This is a genomic window from Tistrella sp. (assembly GCF_002684955.1).
Taxonomy (GTDB): Bacteria; Pseudomonadota; Alphaproteobacteria; order Tistrellales; family Tistrellaceae; genus Tistrella; species Tistrella mobilis.
This window is the reverse complement of record NZ_NYWI01000013.1, coordinates 20,107-39,968: the sequence shown is the minus strand read 5'-3', so window position 1 is coordinate 39,968 and position 19,862 is coordinate 20,107. Positions and strand designations below refer to the sequence as shown.

Genomic DNA, 19,862 nt, shown 5'->3' with positions numbered 1-19,862 from the left:
GGTACCGGCGTCATGCATCTGCTTGCAGCCGAACCCGGCCGGATCGACGATGGCGACGAGGCGATCGACCTCCGCCAGAGCCCGGCAGAGATGGTCGTGGTCACGGCTGCGGATACCGAACTCGCCTGCCTTTCGGCCGCGAAGGCCCGGCTGGGCGCCGATGCGCCCGAGCTTCGGCTGGTCAACCTTCAGCGGCTGAAACACCCGATGTCGGTCGATCTCTGGGTCGACCGCACGCTGGCCCGCGCCCGGCTGGTGATCGTGCGCCTGCTGGGTGGCGCCGCCTACTGGTCCTATGGGCTGGAGCGGTTGACGGCGCTGGCCCGCAGCCGTGCCGTGGCACTGGTGGTCATTCCCGGCGACGACCGGCCCGACAGTTCGCTCGACGGCCTGTCGACCGTCTCGGCGCGGGAGCGGGCGCTGATCTGGTCCTATTTCAACGGCTATGGCATCGACAATGCTGCCGGTCTGCTGATCCATGCGCAGCACCTGCTGGGCCGGCGTGATGTGCCCGGCCCCGCACCCGTCAGGCTGCCGCCGGCGGGGCTGCATCCGGCGACCACCGGTACCGCCCCGGCCGATGCCGGGCTGACCGGGGCGGATCTGGCGCGCATCGACGCCCTGGCGGCGGGCGGCCGGCCGGTGGCGGCGATCGTCTTCTACCGCTCTCTGGCGCTTGGCGGCCAGACGGCGGCGGTGGAAGCGCTGGCCTCGGGGCTGGAGGCGCGCGGTCTGGCGCCGCTGATGGTCCACGCCCAAAGCCTGAAAGACCCCGCGGCGGCCGCTTTCGTGCGCGCGGCGCTGGAGCGGGCGAAGGCCGCGATCGTGCTGAACACCACCGCTTTCGCGCTGGGCGATGCCAATGGCCGGGGCGCGGCGCGCACCCCCTTCGACGGCCTGCCCGGCCCCGTGCTGCAGGTGGTGCTGTCCGGCGCGTCCGAGGCGGCCTGGGCCGGCAGCAGCCGGGGGCTGGGCCCGTCGGACCTGGCCATGCATGTGGCCCTGCCCGAAATCGACGGCCGGGTGCTGACCCGCGCCGTCGCCTTCAAGGCCGAGGCGCGCTGGGACGAGGCGACCGAATGCCCGATCCTGGTTCAGGCGCCCCGGCCCGACCGGATCGACCATGTGGCGGCGCTGGCCGCCGCCTGGGTGCGGCTTGCGCGCACGGCGGCGGGTGATCGCCGGGTGCTGCTGGTCATCGCCAATTATCCCAATCGCGACGGACGGCTGGGCAACGGCGTCGGCCTCGACACGCCCGAGAGTGTGGCCCGGATCCTGGCGGCGCTGAAGAATGCGGGCTATGACACCGGCGATGCGCCACCCGACGGTGCCGCGCTGATGGCCCGCCTGCTGGCCGGGCCGACCAATGATCTGACCCGCGATCGCCAGGGCGGCGTCGCCTGGAGCATCGACAGCTATCGGTCACATTTCGAGACGCTGTCACCCGGCGCGGCCGCCCGGATCGGGGATCGCTGGGGCGCGCCCGAGGCCGACCCCTTCGTGGCCGAGGGCGCCTTCCGCCTGCCGGTGCACCTGTTCGGCAAGGTCGCGGTCGCCGTGCAGCCGGCGCGCGGCTACAACATCGATCCGTCCGAGAGCTATCACGACCCGGCCCTGCCGCCGCCCCATGGCTATGTCGCCTTTTATGGCTGGGCGCGGCGGGATTTCGATGCCCATGCGATCGTTCATGTCGGCAAGCACGGCAATCTGGAATGGCTGCCGGGCAAGGCGCTGGCGCTTTCGGCCGACTGCCTGCCCGAGGCGGTGCTGGGCCCCGTGCCCAATCTCTATCCCTTCATCGTCAATGATCCGGGCGAGGGCTCGCAGGCCAAGCGCCGGATCGGCGCGGTGGTGGTCGACCACCTGACCCCGCCGCTGACCCGCGCCGGCACCTATGGCCCGCTCGGCCGGCTGGAAGCGCTGGTCGATGAATATTACGAGGCGGCGGGCATGGATCCGCGCCGCCTGCCCGAGCTTGGCCGCGGCATCGTCGCCGAGGCGGCGAGGCTGGGGCTCGACCGGGATTGCGGCGTGGAAACCGGCATGGCCGAAGAGGCGGCGCTGGCCCGGATCGACGCCCATCTCTGCGACCTGAAGGAACTTCAGATCCGCGACGGGCTACACATCTTCGGCGAAAGCCCCGATGCGGCGCGGCGCCTGGATCTGCTGGTTGCCATCCTGCGCAGCCCCCGCCATGCGGGCGAGGGCGGCGATGCCTCGATCCTGCGGGCGCTCGCCCGCGATCTGGGGCTGATGGCCGAGGGCTTCGACCCACTGTCGCGCGATTTCGCCGCCGTCTGGACGGGGCCGCGCCCGGCGGTGCTGGGGCCCTCTGCCGGCTGGCGCAGCCTGGGCGATACGGTCGAGCGGCTGGAGACCCTGGCGCGCGCGCTGGTGGCGGGAGAGATCGCCTGCGACCCCGCCTGGACCGACACCGCGGCCGTGCTGAAGACGGCGGAGACGGTGATCGGCCCCGCGCTCGATGCCTGCGGGGGCGCCGAGATGGCCGCGCTGCTCGCCGGGCTCGACGGCCGGTTCGTGCCCCCGGGCCCCTCGGGGGCGCCGACCCGCGGCCGGCCCGAAGTACTGCCCACCGGGCGCAATTTCTTCTCGGTCGACAGCCGGGCACTGCCCACGCCGGCCGCCTGGGCGCTGGGCTGGAAATCGGCCGGCATGCTGGTCGATGCCCATGTCCAGGAACAGGGCGACTGGCCGCGGCGGATGGTGCTGACCGCCTGGGGCACCGCCAATATGCGCACCGGCGGCGACGACATCGCCCAGGCGCTGGCCCTGATCGGGGCCCGGCCGCGCTGGGACGACGCCTCGGGCCGGGTGATCGGCTTCGAAGTGCTGCCGGCGGGGGTTCTGGGGCGGCCGCGGGTGGATGTCGTGCTGCGCGTCTCGGGCTTCTTCCGCGATGCCTTTCCGGCCCAGATCGACCTCTTCGACAGCGCGGTGCGGGCCGTCGCGGCGCTCGACGACGAGGATGACGAGACCAACCCGATCGCGGCTGCAATGCGCGACCAGGCCGCGGGCTTTGTGGCCGACGGCATGGAACCCGGCCTCGCCCGGCGTGCCGCCGGCTTCCGGGTCTTCGGCTCGGCCCCCGGCGCCTATGGTGCCGGGCTTCAGGCGCTGATCGACGAGGGCGGCTGGTCCGGCCGCGCCGATCTGGCCGAGGCCTATCTCACCTGGGGCGGCCATGCCTATGGTGCCGGCGCCGAGGGCGAGGGTGCCAGGGCGCTGTTCGAGGCGGTGCTGTCGCGCGCCGATGCGGTGGTCCAGAACCAGGACAATCGCGAGCACGACCTGCTCGACAGCGACGACTATTACCAGTTCGAAGGTGGCGCCGCCGCTGCGGTCGAAGCGCTGTCGGGCAAGGCGCCCGCGGTCTGGCACCCGGATCACAGCCGGCCCGAGCTGCCGGTGATCCGCAGCCTGGATGCCGAAATCGGCCGGGTGGTGCGCGGCCGCGCCGCCAACCCGAAATGGATCGAGGGCGTGATGCGCCACGGCTACAAGGGCGCCTTCGAGATGGCGGCGACGGTCGACTATCTCTTCGCCTTCGCCGCCACCACCGATGCGGTGAAGGGCCATCATTTCGATCAGCTCTACGACGCCTATCTGGGCGATCCGCGGGTGCGCGACTTCATCGCCGACGCCAACCGCCCGGCGCTGGACGAAATGGCCGCCCGCTTTGCCGAGGCGATCGAGCGCGGGCTCTGGCAGCCCGCCCGCAATGCCGTTCAGGACGAACTCGCCCAACTCCGCGCCGAGGCGCGCGCCACCAGGGAGACCACCCCGTGACCGAGGCTTCCGAGACCCCCGCCGCCCCCACCGCTGCCGACGCACTGCCCGAGGATCAGGACCGTCGCCATGCCGAGAAGATGGCGAAGAAGAAGGCGGTGCGCGACAAGATCGTCGCCGGCAAGACCATCGAGAAGGGGCTGCTGATCGTCCATACCGGCAAGGGCAAGGGCAAGTCGACCGCCGCCTTCGGCATGGTGCTGCGCGCGATCGGCCACGGCTTCAAGGTGGGGATCGTCCAGTACGTCAAGGGCGCCTGGGACACCGGCGAGCGCACGGTGCTGGAGCGCTTCCCCGACCAGGTGACGATCAAGGCACTTGGCGAAGGCTTCACCTGGGAAACCCAGGACCGCGCCCGCGACATCGCCGCCGCCCGCGCCGCCTGGGATGCGACGCTGGAAATGCTGGCCGATCCGTCTTATCGCATGGTGCTGATGGACGAGATCAACATCGTGCTCCGCTATGGCTATCTGCCGGTCGAAGAGGTGGTCGAGGGCCTGTCGCGCCGCCACCCGGACACCCATGTCATCGCCACCGGCCGCAATGCCCCCGATGCGCTGATCGAGGCCGCCGATCTGGTGACCGAAATGACCATGATCAAGCATCCCTTCCGCGACGGCGTGAAGGCGCAGGCGGGCGTTGAGTTCTGAGGCTGCGGCCGGGATCAACCGTTGTAAACGTCATGGATGCCGTCTCTTTCCCTTGACGCGGGTGGCGTCGGGTCCCGGAATGTTCCGATCAGAGGCCGGCCGGCCGCCGGTCTTTCGTCGGAGGGGATGTTCCATGGCTCTCTGGTTCAGGCGGATCTTCGGCGGTGTCAGCCCGACAAGCGGCGGTGGAAAGCAGCCGTTCCAGTCACTCTTCGTGCTGGTCCGCGGCTTCGATGGAGCATTCCGGCGCAGCTTGCGGGCTGATGTCATGGCATGTGCGGTCGCGGCCGCTCGTGCGTCTCTGGTGAAGACGACGGCGGCACGGCGGCAGTGCTCAGAACTCCGGCGCATCCATGGAGCGTTCCGGGTTGTCGACCGCGCCGACGGTTCCCGCTATCGGACCCTGCATCCTGCTGTCCGCGAAAGGGTCCTGGCATGCGCGGCGGAGGTTCTGCGCGAGCCTGGGCCTGCGCGGAAGCAGCCTTGACGACAAGGTGAGATCCGCCGATCCCCAGCCTTCGGATCGGCTGACCCCACTCAATCCCCCATCCGTTCCGCTTCGGTCAGATCCACCGAGACCAGGCGGCTGACGCCGCGGTCGACCATGGTGACGCCGTAGAGCCGGTCCATCCGGGCCATGGTCATGCGATGGTGGGTGACGACCAGGAAGCGGGTGCGGCCGGCGGCGGCGATTTCTTCCACCAGGGACAGAAAGCGGTCGACATTGGCGTCGTCCAGCGGCGCGTCGACCTCGTCCAGCACGCAGATCGGTGCCGGGTTGGACAGGAAGACGGCGAAGAGCAGGGCCAGTGCGGTCAGCGCCTGCTCGCCGCCCGAGAGCAGGCCCAGAGACTGAAGCTTCTTGCCCGGCGGGCTCGCCAGGATTTCGAGCCCTGCATCCAGCGGGTCGTCTTTCTCCACCAGCTCCAGCCGGGCACGGCCGCCGCCATAGAGCCGTTCGAACAGGCGGCCGAAGGCGGCATCCACCTCTTCGAAGGCGGCAAGCAGCCGGGCGCGGCCGTCGCGGTTGATGTCGGCGATCGCCCGGCGCAGCCGGTCGATGGCGCCCTGGACATCCTCGCGCTCGGCGAGCGTCGCATCATGGGCGGCCCTGGCCGCGGCATATTCCTCGGCCGCCCGAAGGTTGACGGCGCCCAGCGCCTCGCGCCTGCGGGTCAGATCGGCCACCCGGCGGACCAGCACCGGTTCTTCGGCCGATGGCAGCACCGGCGCCACGAAGCGCGGACCCGTCTCCGCCACGGGCGCGGGCGCGAGCGGCAGTTCAGGCTCTCCGTCGTCGGATCCGCCGTCATCCTCGTCCTCGCCGGCCTCGCCGACGGCGCGGCGCTCGGCGCGCACCGCATCCTCCAGCGCATCGGGTCCCAGATTGAGCCGTTCGCGCAGATCGGCGACGAAGGCGTTCCAGGCCTCGCGGACCTGGTCGCGCTGGCCGCCGGCCCGGGTGCCGGCCTCGCGCGCCTCGGCGAGCTTCTGTTCGGCGGCGCGTTCCTCGGCGGTGGCGGCGGCCCGTGCGGCTTCGGCCTGACGCAGGGTTTCGGTCGCGGCCTCCAGCCGGGCCGTGGCCTCGGCAAGCGCGGTTTCGGCGGCGCGGGCCGCCGCCTCCAGCGCCTCGGGCTGCCCGGCAATCTCCTGCGCGCGCCGGTCGATCTCGGCCGCGCGCCGGTCCAGGGCCGCACGGCGGTCCAGGGCGGCGCGCGCGCGCTCCGCCGCCCGCGCCCGATCGGCAGAAAGCCCCTCGCGCCGGCGCGAGAGCGCCTGAAGCTCCGCCGCATGGCCCGCCCGGCGCCGGGCGATCTCGTCGCGGGCCGCGCGGACCGGCGCCAGCGCGGCCTCGGCGCGGGTCACGGCGGCACGGGCCTCGTCCACCGCCGGATCGGCGGCGAGGCGGTCGGCAAGCGCGTCATGGCGGGCAACCGCCGCCCGGGCCTCTTCATCGGCGCGGGCGGCGGCGGCTTCGGCCTGTTCCAGGCGCCGCGCCAGGGCCTTGCGTTCAGCCTCCACCCGGTCGAGCTGGCCGCGCGCCTCGGCGGTCTGGCGGTCGAGCTGGCGCAGCCGACCATCCGCCGCACGCAGGGCCTGGTCGGCCTCGGCGCGGCCCCGGCGGGCCTCGGCCAGGGCCCGGTCGGCCGCGGCCAGCGCCGCCCGGGCGCGGGCCTCTTCGGCCGCGGCCTGTTCGACCGCGGCCCGCGCCGGATCGAGGGCGGCTTCCGGATCGACCGCGTCGGCAAGGCTGCGGGCCGCGGCGGCCGCATCCGCCAGGTGCTCTTCGGCGGCGGCGAGCGTCTCGCGGGCGAGCGCCATGCGGGCCGCGGCATCCCGGGCGGCGCTGTCGGCCCGGGCGGCGGCATCGGCGGCCGCCATTGCCTGACGCCGTGCCTCGGCCGCGGCCTTGCGCGCGGCATCGCGCCGGGCGCGTGCGGCCGTCTGGTCCGCCGCCGCGGCGTCGCCGGCGGTTGCGGCCGTCGCCTGTGCCGCATCGGCCGCGGCGATCTCGGCATCCAGCTGCCGGCGGCGCGCCCGGCGGCGCAGATCGGCGGTGCCGGCATCCTCGGCCGTCCCGCCCCGGCGGCGATAGCCGTCCCAGCGCCACAGCCCGCCATCGGGCGTCACCAGCGCAGCACCGGCCGGCAGCAGGGGCGCGAGCCGCTGCGCGGTCGCGGCATCGGCCACCAGCCAGCAGGCGGCGAGCGCGGGCGTCAGCACCTCCGGCCCCCGCACCAGCTCCAGCAGCGGCCGGGCACCGGCATCGATGATCGCCCGGGGCATGGCGGGCGGCGTGCTGCCCGCCACCCAATGGCGCCGCGCCGTCGCATCCAGCCCGGCGCCGAGCCCGTCGCCGAGTGCTGCGGCCAGAGCGGCGGCATGGGTGTCGTCGAGCGTCAGGCTCGCCGAGACGGGTCTTCCCCCTGGTCCACCCTCCGCCTCGGCGGCGATCAGCCGGTCGAGAGAGGCGGCCTCGGCGCCGAGCGCCGCGCGGGTCGCCTCGGCCTCTGTCCGCAGGCGGCGGGCCTCGCGCAGCCGGGGTTCGGCCGCGGCAAATCCGGCCTCGGCTTCCGCTTCGGCGGCGTCGGCCGCGGTTTGCGCCTCTGCCGCCCTGGCGGCGCGCTGCCCGGCCTCTGCCGCCGCGGCGGCACGTCCGGCCGGGTCGGGCAGGGCCGTCAGGGCGGCCTGCGCCTGGTCGCGCCGGGCGGTGGCGGCCGTCAGCCGGGTCTCGATCTCCCGCGCGCGGCGCCGGGCGGCCTCTGCCGCGGCGCGGGCCTCGTCCAGGGCGCGCTTGCGGGCGCCCAGCACCTGGCCGGCCTCGGCTGCGGCGGAAACCGCCGGGTCGCGGGCGGCTTCGGCGGCGCCCCGCGCCGTGTCGGCCGCGGCAAGCGCCGCCTCTGCCGCATCGCGCGCCGCGGCGGCGCGGGCGGCTTCGGCCTCCATCCGGCCCAGGCGGGTTTCGGCCTCGTCCAGCCGGCGGCGGTCGTCCAGCCGGCGGCGCAGATCCTCCAGCTCGCGGGTGGCCAGGCGGGCCGCGTCCTGCAACCGGTCGCGGTCGCGCGCCAGGGCCGCAAGGTCGCGTGCCGCGGCGGCGGCGGCCGCTTCGGCGGCACTGCGCGCGGCCTGGGCCTCTGCGTGTCCGGCCTCGGCGCGGGCCAGGGCGGCCTCGGCTTCGGCGGCCGCGGCGTCGTCGGCGGCGGCCGCCTCGGCCGCCCGGCCGGCTTCGGCCTGCAGCGTCTCCGCCTCGGCGGCAAGCCGGCCGGCTTCCGCCTCCGCCAGCCCGGCCTCGCGCGTGGCGGCCTCGCGGTCCTCGTCCAGGGCAAGGCGGGCGCGGGCCAGTTCCTGGGCCAGCGTGTCGATCCGGGCGCGCTCGGCGGCGATCCGGGCGCCATCGGCCTGGGCAAGATCGCGGGCTGTTCTGGGGGCATCGAGTGCGGCACGGGCGGCCTCTGCCGCGGCCCCGGCGGCGGCAGAGGCGCGGGCGGCGCGCCCGGCGGTGGCGGTGGCCTGGGCCAGGCCGGTCTCGGCTATGGCCTCGCGTTCGGCGGCCCGTGCCCGGCGCTCCACCAGGGCGATCCGCCGGGCCAGCATCAGCTCGGCCTGAGCCAGGCGCAGGCGCTGCGACAGCCGGCCGTAACGCCGGGCCTCGCGCGCCTGCTGGCGCAGCGCCGTGACCCGGTCGGCCAGGGGGGCGATGATGTCGTCGAGCCGGGTGAGATTGGCCTCGGCGGCGCCGAGCCGCTGTTCGGCCTCGCGGCGGCGGGCATGCAGCCCGCCGATGCCGGCCGCCTCTTCCAGGATCGCGCGCCGGTCCGAGGCGCGGGCCGAGATGATCTGGCCGATCTGCCCCTGGCCGACGATGGCGGTAGACCGCGCACCGCTGGCGGCATCGGCGAACAGGATCTGGACGTCGCGGGCGCGGGCCGGGCGGCCGTTCACCCGGTATTGCGTGCCCTGGCCGCGTTCGATCCGGCGGCGGACCTCGATGGTCTCGGCCTCGGTCCAGGGCGGCGGCGCCCGGCCGTCGCCGTTATCCAGCACCAGCGTGACCTCGGCGAGGTTGCGCCGGCCGCGGCCCTCGGCCCCGGCGAAGATCACGTCGTCCATTTCGGTGCCGCGCAGGGTGCGGGCGGATGCCTCGCCCATCACCCAGCGCAGCGCTTCGGTGAGGTTGGATTTGCCGCAGCCGTTCGGGCCCACCACGCCGGTCATCCCCGGCGCGATCTCGACCGTGGTCGGATCGGCGAAGGATTTGAACCCGCTCAGGACCAGCCGGACGAATTGCATCGGCGCGAAGCGCTGCGGCCTGCCGGTTTACGGCAGCTTGTCGTCGATAACCTTGGCGAAGGCATCGATCGGCTGGTCGCCCACCACCTTCTCGCCATTGACGATGAAGGTCGGCGTGCTGTTGATCTCGAAGACCCGCGAGCCTTCAAGGCGCTGGTTCAGGATCTTCTCCTCGATGGCACCGTCGGTCAGGCAGGCCTGCATCTGATCGTCGCTGAGGCCGGCAAGGCGGCCATAGCGCTTCAGCCCCTCGGTCGGGTCCTGCATCACGCCCCATTCGGCCTGAGAGCGGAACAGCACGTCGACGAAGCCGGCATAGCGTTCGGGCTGCACGCATTCCGCCAGCTTGGCCGCGACCAGCGCCGGCTCGTTCAGCGGGAAATGGCGCAGCACCAGCTTGGCCTTGCCGGTGTCGATATAGCGGGTCTTCAACTCGGGCAGGGTGCCGGCATGGAAGGCGGCGCAATGCGGGCAGGTCAGCGAGGAATACTCGATGATCGTGACCGGCGCCGCCGGGTCGCCGATCACATGATCGCCGGGCATCGCCTGGGCGAGCTGGGCTGCGGCATTGCCGCCCGTGGCGGGGCTCTGGCTGGCCTGGCCCTGCTGGGCGGCCGGCGCCGCTGTCGGTGTCGGGGCTTCGTCCTTCAGGGCGAACTGCCAGGCACCGAGGCCGACGACGGCGACGGCGGCGATGCCGATCAGGCCATAGGTCAGATTGCGCACCGGACGACGAAGCTCCCTAACAACTGGAAATACCGGGTGGAAATCGCTGATGCGTCGGCGGCAGGACCCGCCGCGCGACCGGAGTTTAGTGCGGGACGGCGCTGCAAACCAGTCTCGATCCTGCGGCGGCGGGCCGCAGCCGGTGCATGACGGTGCGGAACCCCACAAGGGTCAGCCGCATCAGGCACGCCGGCGGGCCGCCTTGTCATAGACCGCCCGGCCCAGCCGTTCCAGACGCGCGGCCAGATCGGCATCGGGCACGGTGGCGACCAGTTGGCCCAGCCGGCGTTCTTCCGCGGGCGGCAGCGGCCGGACCACCGGATGGGGTCGGGTCTGGGGGGCGGGGATCGGCCCCTGCTGGATGCGCAGCCGTTCCACCGCGCCATAGCCGAAATAGGCGTTCACCCGCTCGATCACCAGATGGCTCAGCATCTGGATCTCGGTTGCGAAGGGGCCGGCGACCTTCACGATCAGCGTGCCGCCGGCGCGGCGCCCGGGCGGGAATTTCAGTTCCAGCGGCATGGTCACCCGGTCGAGCGGCCGGCCGATGATCTGCGGCCAGTCGGTGACGATGCGCCCGGCCATGAAGCCCCGGCGCCTGAGATCGCGGTCCAGCAGCCCCGGCACCAGATCCGCCAGCCTGCGTTCCGCCCGGATCCGCTCGGCCTCCCCCTCTTTGCGCGGGCCATCGGGCCGCGCTGCGCGGCGGCTGGCGGCGCGGCGGCGCTCGGCGGCGGTATCGGCGGCGGTCTCTGCCATCGGGGCTCCGGCGGCTGGCGGGGTTCGGCGCCCATTCTAGCCCCGTGCGGGCCGGAAGGCGAACCGCATCGTCAGACGACGCAGGCGGCGGCGCGTGCCAGCAGGAAATCCCGCTCCCTGGGATGGCTGGTAAGGGATGCGGCGCGGGTGAACCGCGCCTGCGCTTCCCCAGGCTGGCCGGCCCGGGCGAGCATGTCGCCGATCGCCGCCTGCAGGGGCGCATAGCCGGCAAGCGCCGGCAGCCCGTCGAGCGGTGCCAGAAGCGCGAGCCCGACCCCGGGGCCGAAGGCCACGCCATGGGCCACCGCCCGGTTCAGCTCCACCACCGGCGAGGGCATAACCACGGCCAGCCGGTCATAGAGCCCGGCGATCCGCGGCCAGTCGGTGTCCTCCGCCCGGCCCGCGCGGGCATGGCAGGCGGCAAGGGCGGCCTGCAGGGCATAGGGGCCGTCGGCGCCGCCCGCTGCCTCGGCTTTCGCCAGGGCATCGAGCCCCCGCCGGATCAGCGTCCGGTCCCAGAGCCGGCGGTCCTGCCCGGTCAGCGGCACGGGGGATCCGTCCGGGGCCACCCGGGCCGCGAAGCGCGAGGCCTGCAGATCCATCAGCGCGCAGAGCCCGTGGATCTCCGCCTCCCCCGGCATCGCCGCGGCCAGGATCCGCCCCAGACGTCGGGCTTCGTCGGCAAGCGCCGGACGGATCAGATCGTCGCCGGCGGTGGCGGCATAGCCTTCGTTGAAGACCAGATAGATCACTTCCAGCACCGAGGCGAGCCGGGGCTTCAGGGCGTCGCCCTCGGGGATCTCCCAGGCGAGACCGGCGCGCCCCAGTGTCTTCTTCGCCCGCAGGATCCGCTGGGCGATGGTGGCGTCTTTCGCCAGAAAGGCGGGGGCGATTTCGTCGGTGGTGAGCCCGCCGATCAGGCGCAGGGTCAGCGCCACCCGGGCCTCGGCCGTCAGCAGCGGGTGGCAGGCGGCGAAGATCAGGCCCAGGATCTCGTCGCCGAGGTCATCATCCATCGCCGCCTCTGCCGCCGTCACCTGTGCCGCGCCGTCATCCTCGGGCGCGTGGCCGAGTTCGGTGAGCTTGCGCGCCTGCATCCGCCGGTGGCGGAAGCGGTCGATCGCCCGACGCTTCGCCGTCGCCATCAGCCAGGCGCCGGGCCGGGCGGGAATACCGCTGCGCGGCCAGTCGGCCAGGGCGGCGAGCAGGGCCTCCTGCGCCAGGTCCTCCGCCAGATCGATGTCGCGCAGCATCCGGGCGAGCCCGCCGATCAGGCGGGCCCGCTCCATCCGGAACACGGTTTCGACCGCGCGGCGGACCGCCGCGTCGGGGTCAGTGTCCGGCAAGGTCATCGCGGACCCGGTCGTGGATCGCCGCCACCTCGGGTGTCAGGACATCGGCGAAATCGGCCATCTCGTAGAAGGGCCGGATTTCGAGTTCGCTGGGGCCGGGCATCGGGTTGGGGCAGCGCTTCGCCCATTCGACCGCCTCGGCCATGTCCTTCACCTCCCAGATCCAGAAGCCGGCGACCAGCTCGCGGGTCTCGGCGAAGGGGCCGTCGATCACGCTGCGGGCAGGGCCGTCGAAGGCCACGCGCTTGCCCTGGGCGGAAGGCTTCAGGCCGTCGCCCGACAGCATGATGCCGGCCGCGACCAGCTCTTCGTTGAAGCGACCCATCGCTTCAAGCAGATCGGTGGAGGGCATGATGCCCGCTTCGCTGTCGGCCGTCGCCTTCACCAGAACCATGACACGCATCGTCTCGTCTCCGTTGTCGATGGAGGCTTGATCGCCCCCCTGACATGACGACGAACCGGTTCGGCCGCAATCGACAGTGCGCAGAGATTTTTTTAGGGGGATTTCCGGCGGCGCGGTCAGCCGCCCCAGGCACCGGCATCCGGCACCACCGCCGCGAAGCGGTCGGCGAGGGCCGCGAGCGTTGCGCGATGCAGGATTTCGGCCGGGACCGGCTCGGTCTCGCCCGCCGCGGCCGGCAGGTCGCGGGTGGCCGAGGCGCGGCCGACCACCGTCGGCGCAAAACCCAGATGCAGGGCGGCGCGGGCGGTGCTGGAGATGCAGAGATGGCTCATGAAGCCGGCAAAGACCGGCTGGTCGCGACCCTCTGCCCGCAGCCGCGCCGCGAGATCAGTGCCGGTGAAACCGTCGGGCAGGGATTTGTCGATCACGATCTCGCCGTCGCGTGGGCCCGCCGCCGGGATGATCAGCGCCCCGGTTCCGCCCGGATCGAACAGCCCGCCGCCGGGCCGGCCGAGGTGCCGGAGATGGATCACCGGCACTTCCAGCCGGCGCATGCGGTGCAGCAGGCGGCAGATTTCATCCAGCGCTGCATCCACCCCCACCAGCGGCAGCCGGCCGTTGCGATATTCCTCCTGCACGGCGACCAGCACCAGGGCGGCCCGCGCCGGTTCGGCCGGCTGAAGCGTGGTGCCGGCATGGGCGAGCAGGGTGGTGGCCGGGGCAGTCAGCGGCATCGGCATGGCTTTCCGTTGGGGGCGCGGAAGGATCCGGTTTCAGAAGGGCCAGGGTGGTGTCAGAAGGGCCAGCAGGGGCGGGGCGGTTCGGGATGCGGATCGCCGAGGTCATAGGCCTGGCGCTCGGCGGCCGGAATCCGGCCGGGGCGGTCGCTCCGCACCAGGCGGTCGATGTGCCGGACAAGGGAGATCAGGGCCGCAGACAGCGGTGCCACCGACGGAAAGACGGCGCGCCGCCGGTCCATGCAGGGGGCCGACGGGGAGGGGGACATGGTTCGTCTCCGGAGTTCATGATACGGTCCTGAGACTACGGCGAGCCGGCCCCGGCCGCGACGGAGCCTTTCTCGCCCATAGCCTCAATCAGGCTGAGCCTGGGTCGGGCAGGACCCGGGCCGCCCCCAGGACGGGATCCACCTGCGTGAGTCAGCCGCCGCTTCGCCGTCGCCGTCTGCCGCCTTTGCTGGCGCTGCGTCATTTCGAGGCCGCCGCCCGCCTCGGCGGCTTTTCCCGCGCGGCCGAGGAACTGGGCGTGACGGCGGCGGCCGTCAGCCAGCAGGTCCGCCAGCTTGAAGACTGGCTGGGCCGGCCGCTCTTCGCCCGCCATGCGCGCGGGGTGGAGATGACCGAATATGCCCGCCGCCTGCAGCCGGCGCTGACCGACCAGTTCGACCAGCTGGAAACCGAAATCCGGCGGGTGCAGGAGGTCACCTCCGAATTCGGCCTGACCGTCTCGACGCTGGCGAGCTTTGCCGGCCGCTGGCTGCTGCCGCGGATGGAGCGGCTGACCGCGGCGCTGGGCGGCCGCCAGGTCAGCCTGCTTGCCGCCTCGACGCTGGCCGATTTCAACCGCGACGGCGTCGATGTCGCGGTCCGCTATGGCGGTGGCCGCTATCCGGGGCTGGTGGCACACCGGATCCTGCCCGGGCGGATGGTGGTGGTCTGCGCGCCGGCGATGGCCGCGCGGCTGCGCAGCCCGGCGGATCTGGCCCGCGTCACCCTGCTGCATGACGAGATCGACCCGGCCGGCAATTTCGTCGATCCGGGCTGGACCGATTTCCTGCGCCATCACGGGCTGTCGGGCGTCGATGGCGGCCGGGGGCCGCGCTATGGCCTGACCTTTCTGTGCCTGGACGCGGCGGCGGCGGGCATGGGGGCTGCCATCGTGCCGCTGGGGCTGGCGGTCGATGCGCTGGTGACCGGCGCGCTGGTCCGGCCCTTCGCCGAAAGCCTGGACGTCCCCCATGACTATTGGGTGGTCTATCCCGAAGACCGCGAGGGCGCGCGGCCGATCCGCGATTTCCTGACCTGGATTCAGGCGGAAGCCGAATGCCAGCTGAAGGCCCTGCCGCCGCCGCGGGGCGGCGGTTGAGGCGCAGCCGGGCCTTGCCGCCGGCATCGCCCGGCGCTATGTCAGGGCCGCCCCCGGTCTCCGGGAGCTTCGCTCGTTCAGCCAGGATGTCCGCCGCCCATGCCCCGAGGCCGCCCGCCCAAGACCCGGATCGCTGCCGGTCCTGCCGTGCCGCCGATCGATCCCGCGCGCCGCGACCGGCTGCGCATGCGGCTGCTGCACTGGTATGATCACAACCGCCGGGTGCTGCCCTGGCGGGCGGCGCCGGGCGAGACCGCCGATCCCTACGCCGTCTGGCTGTCCGAGATCATGCTTCAGCAGACCACGGTGGCCGCGGCCGGGCCCTATTTCCGCGCCTTCCTGGACCGCTGGCCGCGGGTGACCGATCTGGCCGCCGCCCCCCGGGAAGAGGTGCTGGCGCGCTGGGCGGGGCTCGGCTACTACGCCCGCGCGCGCAACCTTCATGCCTGTGCTCAGGCGGTGGCAGCGGATCATGGCGGCCGCTTTCCCGATACCGAGGCGGGGCTGCTGGATCTGCCGGGTGTCGGCCCCTATACCGCGGCGGCGGTGGCGGCGATCGCCTTCGACCGGCCGACCGTGCCGGTGGACGGCAATGTCGAGCGGGTGACTGCGCGGCTTTATGCCGTCACGACGCCCCTGCCGGATGCCAAGCCGGAACTGCGCGCCCGCGCCGCCCAGTTCGCCCATGACTACCGGCCGGGCGATTTCGCCCAGGCGATGATGGATCTGGGCGCTACGCTCTGCACCCCGCGCCGGCCTGCCTGCCATCGCTGCCCCTGGACCGGCGAATGCGCCGCCGAGGCGCGGGAGATCGCCGACGACCTGCCCGCCCGCCTGCCCAAGGGGGAGCGGCCGGTGCGCCATGCCGTGGCTTTCGTGGCCCTGGCGCCCGGCGATGCGCTGCGCATCCGCACCCGCCCCGAAGGCGGGCTGCTGGGGGCGATGACCGAAGTGCCGGCCACGCCCTGGCGCGAGGGGGCGCCCTGGGACGAGGCCGAGGCCCTGGCCCATGCCCCGCTCGGCCCCACCGGCTGGCGGATGCTGCCGGGCACGGTGGTTCATGTCTTCACCCATTTCCGGCTGGAAGCGCGGGTGATGCTGCGCCGGATGACCCGTGCCGAAGCCGCGGCCCTGGATGCGGCCGAAGCGGGGGAGGCGGGCGATCCGCGCTGGTGCAAGCCCGAACATCTGGGCGTCGCCGGCCTGCCGAGCGTGATGGCCAAGCTGGTCGAACATGCCGGTGTCGGTGGCCGCCAGCAGGGGCTGCCCTTCTGATCCCGGCCGGTGGATCGGGGGGGCTGCGGCAAACGGAACCCTTGATCCGCCGGGCCCGGCGCACCCAGACTGGTGCAGGCGGCGGTGACGGCCATCCGGCCCGGTCACCGCCAGCCTCAGCGCGACAGCAAGGGATGCCTGGACCATGCCGATCAGCCGACAGACCGACCGTCTCGACAATGCCGTGACCACCGGCCGGTCGGGCACCATCGACGGCATCGACGCTTTCATCGGCGGTTTCCTGGGTTACAGGGCCGAGGCGGTCGACCTGCTGCCGGCGGCGGATGCCGATCATGATTCGGCCCTGGCCCAGGCCTATGCGGCAGCCCTGCACATGTTCGCCGAAACCCCCGATGCGGTCGCCAACGCCACGCCCTATCTGGCCCGTGCCGAGGCGGCGGCCGGCGATGCCACCCCGCGCGAGCGGCTGACGGTAGAGGCGGTGGGCGCCTGGGTCCGGGGCGACATGCCGCGGGCGATCCGGCTGCATGAAGAGACGGTCAGCCGCTTCCCGCGTGATCTGGTCGCCGCCAAGCTCGGCCAGTATCACGCCTTCAATCTGGGCGACAGCCCGACCATGCTGCGCATCGTCGATCATGCCGTGCCCCATGCGCCCGAGGTGGCGGAGCTGCACGGCATGCGCGCCTTCGCGCTGGAACAGTGCCATCTGATCGACGAGGCGGAGGCGGAAGCGCGCGAGGCGATCCGGCTGCGCCGCGACGAGCCCTGGGCCCATCACGCCATCGCCCATGTCTGCCTCAGCCGCGGCCGCACCGATGACGGGCTCGCCTTCATGCAGGAGATGAGCGAGACCTGGGTCGGGCTCAACTCGTTCATGTCGACCCATAACTGGTGGCATCTCTGCCTGTTCCTGCTGGACCGCGACCGGGTGGACGAGATTTTCGCGATCTATGACGGCCGGGTCTGGGGGGTGTGGAAGGAATATTCCCAGGACCAGATCAACGCGGTCTCGCTGCTGATGCGGCTGGAACTGGCCGGGATCGACGTCGGCGACCGCTGGGCCGATCTCGGCACCTATCTGGCGCTGCGTACCGGCGACCATGTCCAGCCCTTCCTGGACCTGCAATATCTCTACGGTCTGGCCCGCGCCGGGTTGACCGGGAAGGCCGATGCCCTGCGGCTGGCGATCCATGCCCATGCCCGCGCCGTGCCGCCCTTCCTGGTGCCGGCCTGGGCCGAGGTGGCGGTTCCGGCCGCCGACGGCCTGCTGGCCCATGCGAAGGGCGAATGGCAGGCGGCGATCCGCGGCCTGGGCCAGGCCCTGCCGCGGATGACCGAGATCGGCGGCAGCCATGCCCAGCGCGACCTGTTCGAACAGGTCTATCTGGATGCCCTGATCCGGGCCGACCGGCTGGTGCCGGCCCAGCAGATGCTGGAACTGCGCCGCGCCGCCACGCCCGAAGTGCCGGCGACCCTGCGGGCCCTGTCGAACGTGTATGGCAGGCTTGGTCTGGATGCCCGGGCCCAGGCGCTGCTGACCCATGCCGACGCGCTGACCCGCCGCTATCGCGGCTGACGCTCAGGTCGTGACCGAGAGGATGGCCGGGATGTCGGTCCCGGCCGCATTCTCTTCTGCCGCATCCTCTTCCGCGGCGGTCAGCGGCTCTTCGGCCATTTCGGCGCGCAGCCGGCGGCGCAGCTCGTCGATCGGGGTCAGCGTGCCGTTGCGGGCGCGGGTGTGCCAGAAGGTCCAGCCGTTGCAGGACGGCCCGCCCGAGGCCTTCACCCCCATCTGATGGATGGAGCCGAAGGCGGCGTTGCGGCCGCGGCCGGTTTCCACCAGACCGTCGGCGCGGACCTTGACCGAATGGCGGGCCTGCCGGTCCCAAAGCTTCGTGCCCACCGGCAGCAGGCCGGTTTCCACCAGCAGGCCGAAGGCGATGCGCGGCTCGCGCTCCACCCCGTCGCCGCCCAGCAGCTTCGGATCCGGCGTCTCGGGCGCCTCGGCAAGGCGCCGCATCGCCAGCTCGACATAGCCCGGGTCGCGCTCGATGCCGATGAAGCGCCGGCCCAGCGCCTTGGCGGCGACACCGGTCGATCCGGTGCCGAAAAACGGGTCCAGTACCAGGTCCCCCGGCGCGGTTGCGGCCTGAAGCACCCGGTAGAGCAGGGCCAGGGGTTTCTGGGTCGCATGGGCCTTGCGGCCGTCGCCATCCTTCAGCCGCTCGGGGCCGGAACAGATCGGCAGCAGCCAGTCGCTGCGCATCTGCAGCCCGTCATTCAGCCGCTTCAGCGCCTTGTAGTTGAAGCGATAGCGGGTGCGGGCATCGCGTGCGGCCCAGATCAGGGTCTCGTGGGCATTGGTGAAGCGCCGGCCGCGGAAATTGGGCATCGGGTTGGTCTTGCGCCAGATCACGTCGTTCAGGATCCAGAAACCCAGATCCTGGATCGCGGCGCCGACCCGGAAGATGTTGTGATAGCTGCCGATCACCCAGATCGTGCCCTGGGGCTTCAGCACCCGGCGGGCCTCGGCCATCCAGGCATGGGTGAAGGCGTCATAGGCGGCGAAATCGGGGAATTTGTCCCAGGCATCCTCGACCGCGGCCACCCGGCTGTTATTGGGCCGGTGCAGCGGCCCGGCCAGCTGCAGATTATAGGGCGGGTCGGCGAAGATCATGTCCACCGATCCCGCAGGCAGGCGGCGCATCACCTCGATGCAGTCGCCGGCAAGCACGCTGCCGGCCGCGGCGTCGGGGTCGATCGGGTCGATGGGCGCCGGCTCTGCCGGTGATGGAGCGGACGTCCTGTCGCTGCGCCGGCGCCTCATTCGGCCGCAACCTCGTCTGCTGTCGGCTCGGCCTCCACCGGCGCGCCGGCGATCAGCCGGGCGATCGGCGCGAAACTGGTCCGGTGATGGCCGGTGGTGCCCTGGCGTTCCAGCGCGGTCAGATGCTCGGCGGTGCCATAGCCGGCATTGTGCGCCCAGCCGAAGCCCGGATGGATCAGGTCCAGTTCGGCCATGATCCGGTCGCGGGTGACCTTGGCTATGATCGATGCCGCGCCGATCGCGGCCGAGCGGCCGTCGCCGCCGATCACCGGCACCGCCGGCACCGGCAGTTCGGGCGTATGGTCGCCATCGACGATCGCGAGTTCCGGCGGCCGGCCGCCGGCATCCAGATCCGCAAAGGCGCGACGCATGGCCAGCATGCTCGCCTTCAGGATGTTCAGCCGGTCGATCTCGCGCACCGACGCCTCGCCGATGCCGACCCGGGCGCGTTCCATGATCAGCGGGAACAGGGCTTCGCGCTTCTTGCGGCTCAACTTCTTGCTGTCCGCCAGACCCTCGATCGGGCGCGCGGGATCCAGGATCACCGCGGCTGCGACCACCGGCCCCGCCCAGGGGCCGCGCCCGGCCTCGTCGATGCCGACCACGGCCAGCGGATCGGTCAGTTCGCGGACCAGCGCCGCCTCGGCCGCAGCCATGGCCGCGGCCGCCCGTTCACCCCCGCGGCGGCCACGCCTGCGTGGCGCCGCTTCGGTGGCGGGGGCGGCCGGTCTGCGCCTTGCGCGCGACGGTCGGGGCGGGGCGGTTTCGTTCACCGGCTCTGCCGATCAGAGATGGGCATAGCGGGCGCGGACGCCGCGCTCGATCGCAGCCGCGATCAGGCGGTCGATGTTCAGATGATGGCGCAGGATTTCGAGCAGGCGCATCACCTCCTGGCTGACCGAGCCGTTGGCGGCGGCCACTTCGCAGGCCAGCGCATAGGCGGTCTCGCGCAGCTTCGCCGGCAGGTCGGCGGCCAGATGGTCGAGCACGGCATCCAGCCCGTCCTCGTTCTGGAGCATGCCGACGCAATCCGATGCGATGGCGGGCAGCGTGGTCGCGTCGAAATCGCGGAACACGGGCAGGCCCTGCACCGTGTCGCCGATCGCCTTCATCTCGAAATCGGTCATCTCGCGATCGGCGGCGGAGATCAGAACCATGGTGTGGATCAATGCGGAGTGATGAGCAGCCATTTACCGTCAACCGTCGAG

At 72.6% G+C, this 19,862-nt stretch carries 15 protein-coding genes; 5 read left to right on the top strand and 10 right to left on the bottom strand.

Features of this window, described 5'->3' with window-relative positions:
• Positions 1-12 precede the first annotated feature (12 nt).
• Positions 13-3,807 (top strand): cobaltochelatase subunit CobN, encoded by a 3,795-nt coding sequence (gene cobN, locus CMO28_RS02910; protein WP_296709333.1) that lies wholly within the window; start codon positions 13-15, stop codon positions 3,805-3,807.
• Between the two features lie 44 nt (positions 3,808-3,851).
• Entirely contained in the window at positions 3,852-4,457 is a 606-nt protein-coding gene (gene cobO, locus CMO28_RS02905; protein ID WP_062763574.1) for a cob(I)yrinic acid a,c-diamide adenosyltransferase, read from the top strand.
• A 537-nt stretch (positions 4,458-4,994) separates the two neighbouring features.
• Here cobO and CMO28_RS02900 read toward each other — a convergent pair.
• The 7 genes from CMO28_RS02900 to CMO28_RS02870 form a co-directional block, all read right to left on the bottom strand.
• The gene (locus CMO28_RS02900) at positions 4,995-9,248 is read right to left on the bottom strand and encodes an AAA family ATPase (RefSeq protein ID WP_296709327.1); all 4,254 of its coding nucleotides are present in this window, start codon (positions 9,246-9,248) and stop codon (positions 4,995-4,997) included.
• Positions 9,249-9,275: 27 nt separating this feature from the next.
• Positions 9,276-9,974 (bottom strand): DsbA family protein, encoded by a 699-nt coding sequence (locus CMO28_RS02895; protein ID WP_062761229.1) that lies wholly within the window; start codon positions 9,972-9,974, stop codon positions 9,276-9,278.
• A gap of 180 nt (positions 9,975-10,154) precedes the next feature.
• Entirely contained in the window at positions 10,155-10,733 is a 579-nt protein-coding gene (locus tag CMO28_RS02890; RefSeq protein WP_296709321.1) for a DUF721 domain-containing protein, read from the bottom strand.
• A 71-nt stretch (positions 10,734-10,804) separates the two neighbouring features.
• The gene (locus CMO28_RS02885; RefSeq protein ID WP_296709318.1) at positions 10,805-12,085 is read right to left on the bottom strand and encodes an RNA polymerase sigma factor; all 1,281 of its coding nucleotides are present in this window, start codon (positions 12,083-12,085) and stop codon (positions 10,805-10,807) included.
• The gene (locus CMO28_RS02880) at positions 12,066-12,488 is read right to left on the bottom strand and encodes a YciI family protein (protein ID WP_296709317.1); all 423 of its coding nucleotides are present in this window, start codon (positions 12,486-12,488) and stop codon (positions 12,066-12,068) included. Before CMO28_RS02880 ends, CMO28_RS02885 begins: the two co-directional genes overlap by 20 nt.
• Before the next feature lie 116 nt (positions 12,489-12,604).
• Positions 12,605-13,222: a cysteine hydrolase family protein gene (locus tag CMO28_RS02875; RefSeq protein ID WP_062761223.1), complete on the bottom strand. Its 618-nt coding sequence runs from the start codon at positions 13,220-13,222 to the stop codon at positions 12,605-12,607.
• Between the two features lie 59 nt (positions 13,223-13,281).
• Positions 13,282-13,494, bottom strand: coding sequence for a hypothetical protein (locus CMO28_RS02870; protein WP_296709309.1), 213 nt, complete (start codon positions 13,492-13,494; stop codon positions 13,282-13,284).
• A 146-nt stretch (positions 13,495-13,640) separates the two neighbouring features.
• Between CMO28_RS02870 and CMO28_RS02865 the strand changes: the two genes are divergently transcribed.
• The 3 genes from CMO28_RS02865 to CMO28_RS02855 all read left to right on the top strand — a co-directional run bounded on the left by CMO28_RS02865 (position 13,641) and on the right by CMO28_RS02855 (position 17,403).
• A complete protein-coding gene (locus CMO28_RS02865) occupies positions 13,641-14,591 on the top strand; it encodes a LysR substrate-binding domain-containing protein (RefSeq protein WP_296709308.1) in 951 nt (316 codons plus the stop codon).
• Positions 14,592-14,690: 99 nt separating this feature from the next.
• Positions 14,691-15,866, top strand: a complete 1,176-nt coding sequence (locus CMO28_RS02860) for an A/G-specific adenine glycosylase (protein WP_014746264.1) — start codon at positions 14,691-14,693, stop codon at positions 15,864-15,866.
• Positions 15,867-16,011: 145 nt separating this feature from the next.
• The gene (locus CMO28_RS02855; protein ID WP_296709305.1) at positions 16,012-17,403 is read left to right on the top strand and encodes a tetratricopeptide repeat protein; all 1,392 of its coding nucleotides are present in this window, start codon (positions 16,012-16,014) and stop codon (positions 17,401-17,403) included.
• A 3-nt stretch (positions 17,404-17,406) separates the two neighbouring features.
• Here the strand turns inward: CMO28_RS02855 and CMO28_RS02850 are convergent, their stop codons facing one another.
• The 3 genes from CMO28_RS02850 to CMO28_RS02840 form a co-directional block, all read right to left on the bottom strand.
• Positions 17,407-18,654, bottom strand: a complete 1,248-nt coding sequence (locus tag CMO28_RS02850; RefSeq protein WP_323755055.1) for a site-specific DNA-methyltransferase — start codon at positions 18,652-18,654, stop codon at positions 17,407-17,409.
• On the bottom strand, positions 18,651-19,310 hold the full coding sequence (locus tag CMO28_RS02845; protein ID WP_296709302.1) for a ribonuclease HII: 660 nt from the start codon (positions 19,308-19,310) through the stop codon (positions 18,651-18,653). Before CMO28_RS02845 ends, CMO28_RS02850 begins: the two co-directional genes overlap by 4 nt.
• 129 nt (positions 19,311-19,439) lie before the next feature.
• Positions 19,440-19,811 (bottom strand): tellurite resistance TerB family protein, encoded by a 372-nt coding sequence (locus CMO28_RS02840; protein ID WP_014746260.1) that lies wholly within the window; start codon positions 19,809-19,811, stop codon positions 19,440-19,442.
• Positions 19,812-19,862 lie beyond the last annotated feature (51 nt).

Bases quoted from the DNA above. Each gene is read 5' to 3' on its own strand.
- cobN (WP_296709333.1), top strand. From the start codon at position 13: ATGCATCTGCTTGCAGCCGAACCCGGCCGGATCGACGATGGCGACGAG.
- CMO28_RS02900 (WP_296709327.1), bottom strand. From the start codon at position 9,248: ATGCAATTCGTCCGGCTGGTCCTGAGCGGGTTCAAATCCTTCGCCGAT.
- CMO28_RS02890 (WP_296709321.1), bottom strand. From the start codon at position 10,733: ATGGCAGAGACCGCCGCCGATACCGCCGCCGAGCGCCGCCGCGCCGCC.
- CMO28_RS02885 (WP_296709318.1), bottom strand. From the start codon at position 12,085: ATGACCTTGCCGGACACTGACCCCGACGCGGCGGTCCGCCGCGCGGTC.
- CMO28_RS02880 (WP_296709317.1), bottom strand. From the start codon at position 12,488: ATGCGTGTCATGGTTCTGGTGAAGGCGACGGCCGACAGCGAAGCGGGC.
- CMO28_RS02875 (WP_062761223.1), bottom strand. From the start codon at position 13,222: ATGCCGCTGACTGCCCCGGCCACCACCCTGCTCGCCCATGCCGGCACC.
- CMO28_RS02870 (WP_296709309.1), bottom strand. From the start codon at position 13,494: ATGTCCCCCTCCCCGTCGGCCCCCTGCATGGACCGGCGGCGCGCCGTC.
- CMO28_RS02860 (WP_014746264.1), top strand. From the start codon at position 14,691: ATGCCCCGAGGCCGCCCGCCCAAGACCCGGATCGCTGCCGGTCCTGCC.
- CMO28_RS02855 (WP_296709305.1), top strand. From the start codon at position 16,012: ATGCCGATCAGCCGACAGACCGACCGTCTCGACAATGCCGTGACCACC.
- CMO28_RS02850 (WP_323755055.1), bottom strand. From the start codon at position 18,654: ATGAGGCGCCGGCGCAGCGACAGGACGTCCGCTCCATCACCGGCAGAG.
- CMO28_RS02845 (WP_296709302.1), bottom strand. From the start codon at position 19,310: ATGGCTGCGGCCGAGGCGGCGCTGGTCCGCGAACTGACCGATCCGCTG.
- CMO28_RS02840 (WP_014746260.1), bottom strand. From the start codon at position 19,811: ATGGTTCTGATCTCCGCCGCCGATCGCGAGATGACCGATTTCGAGATG.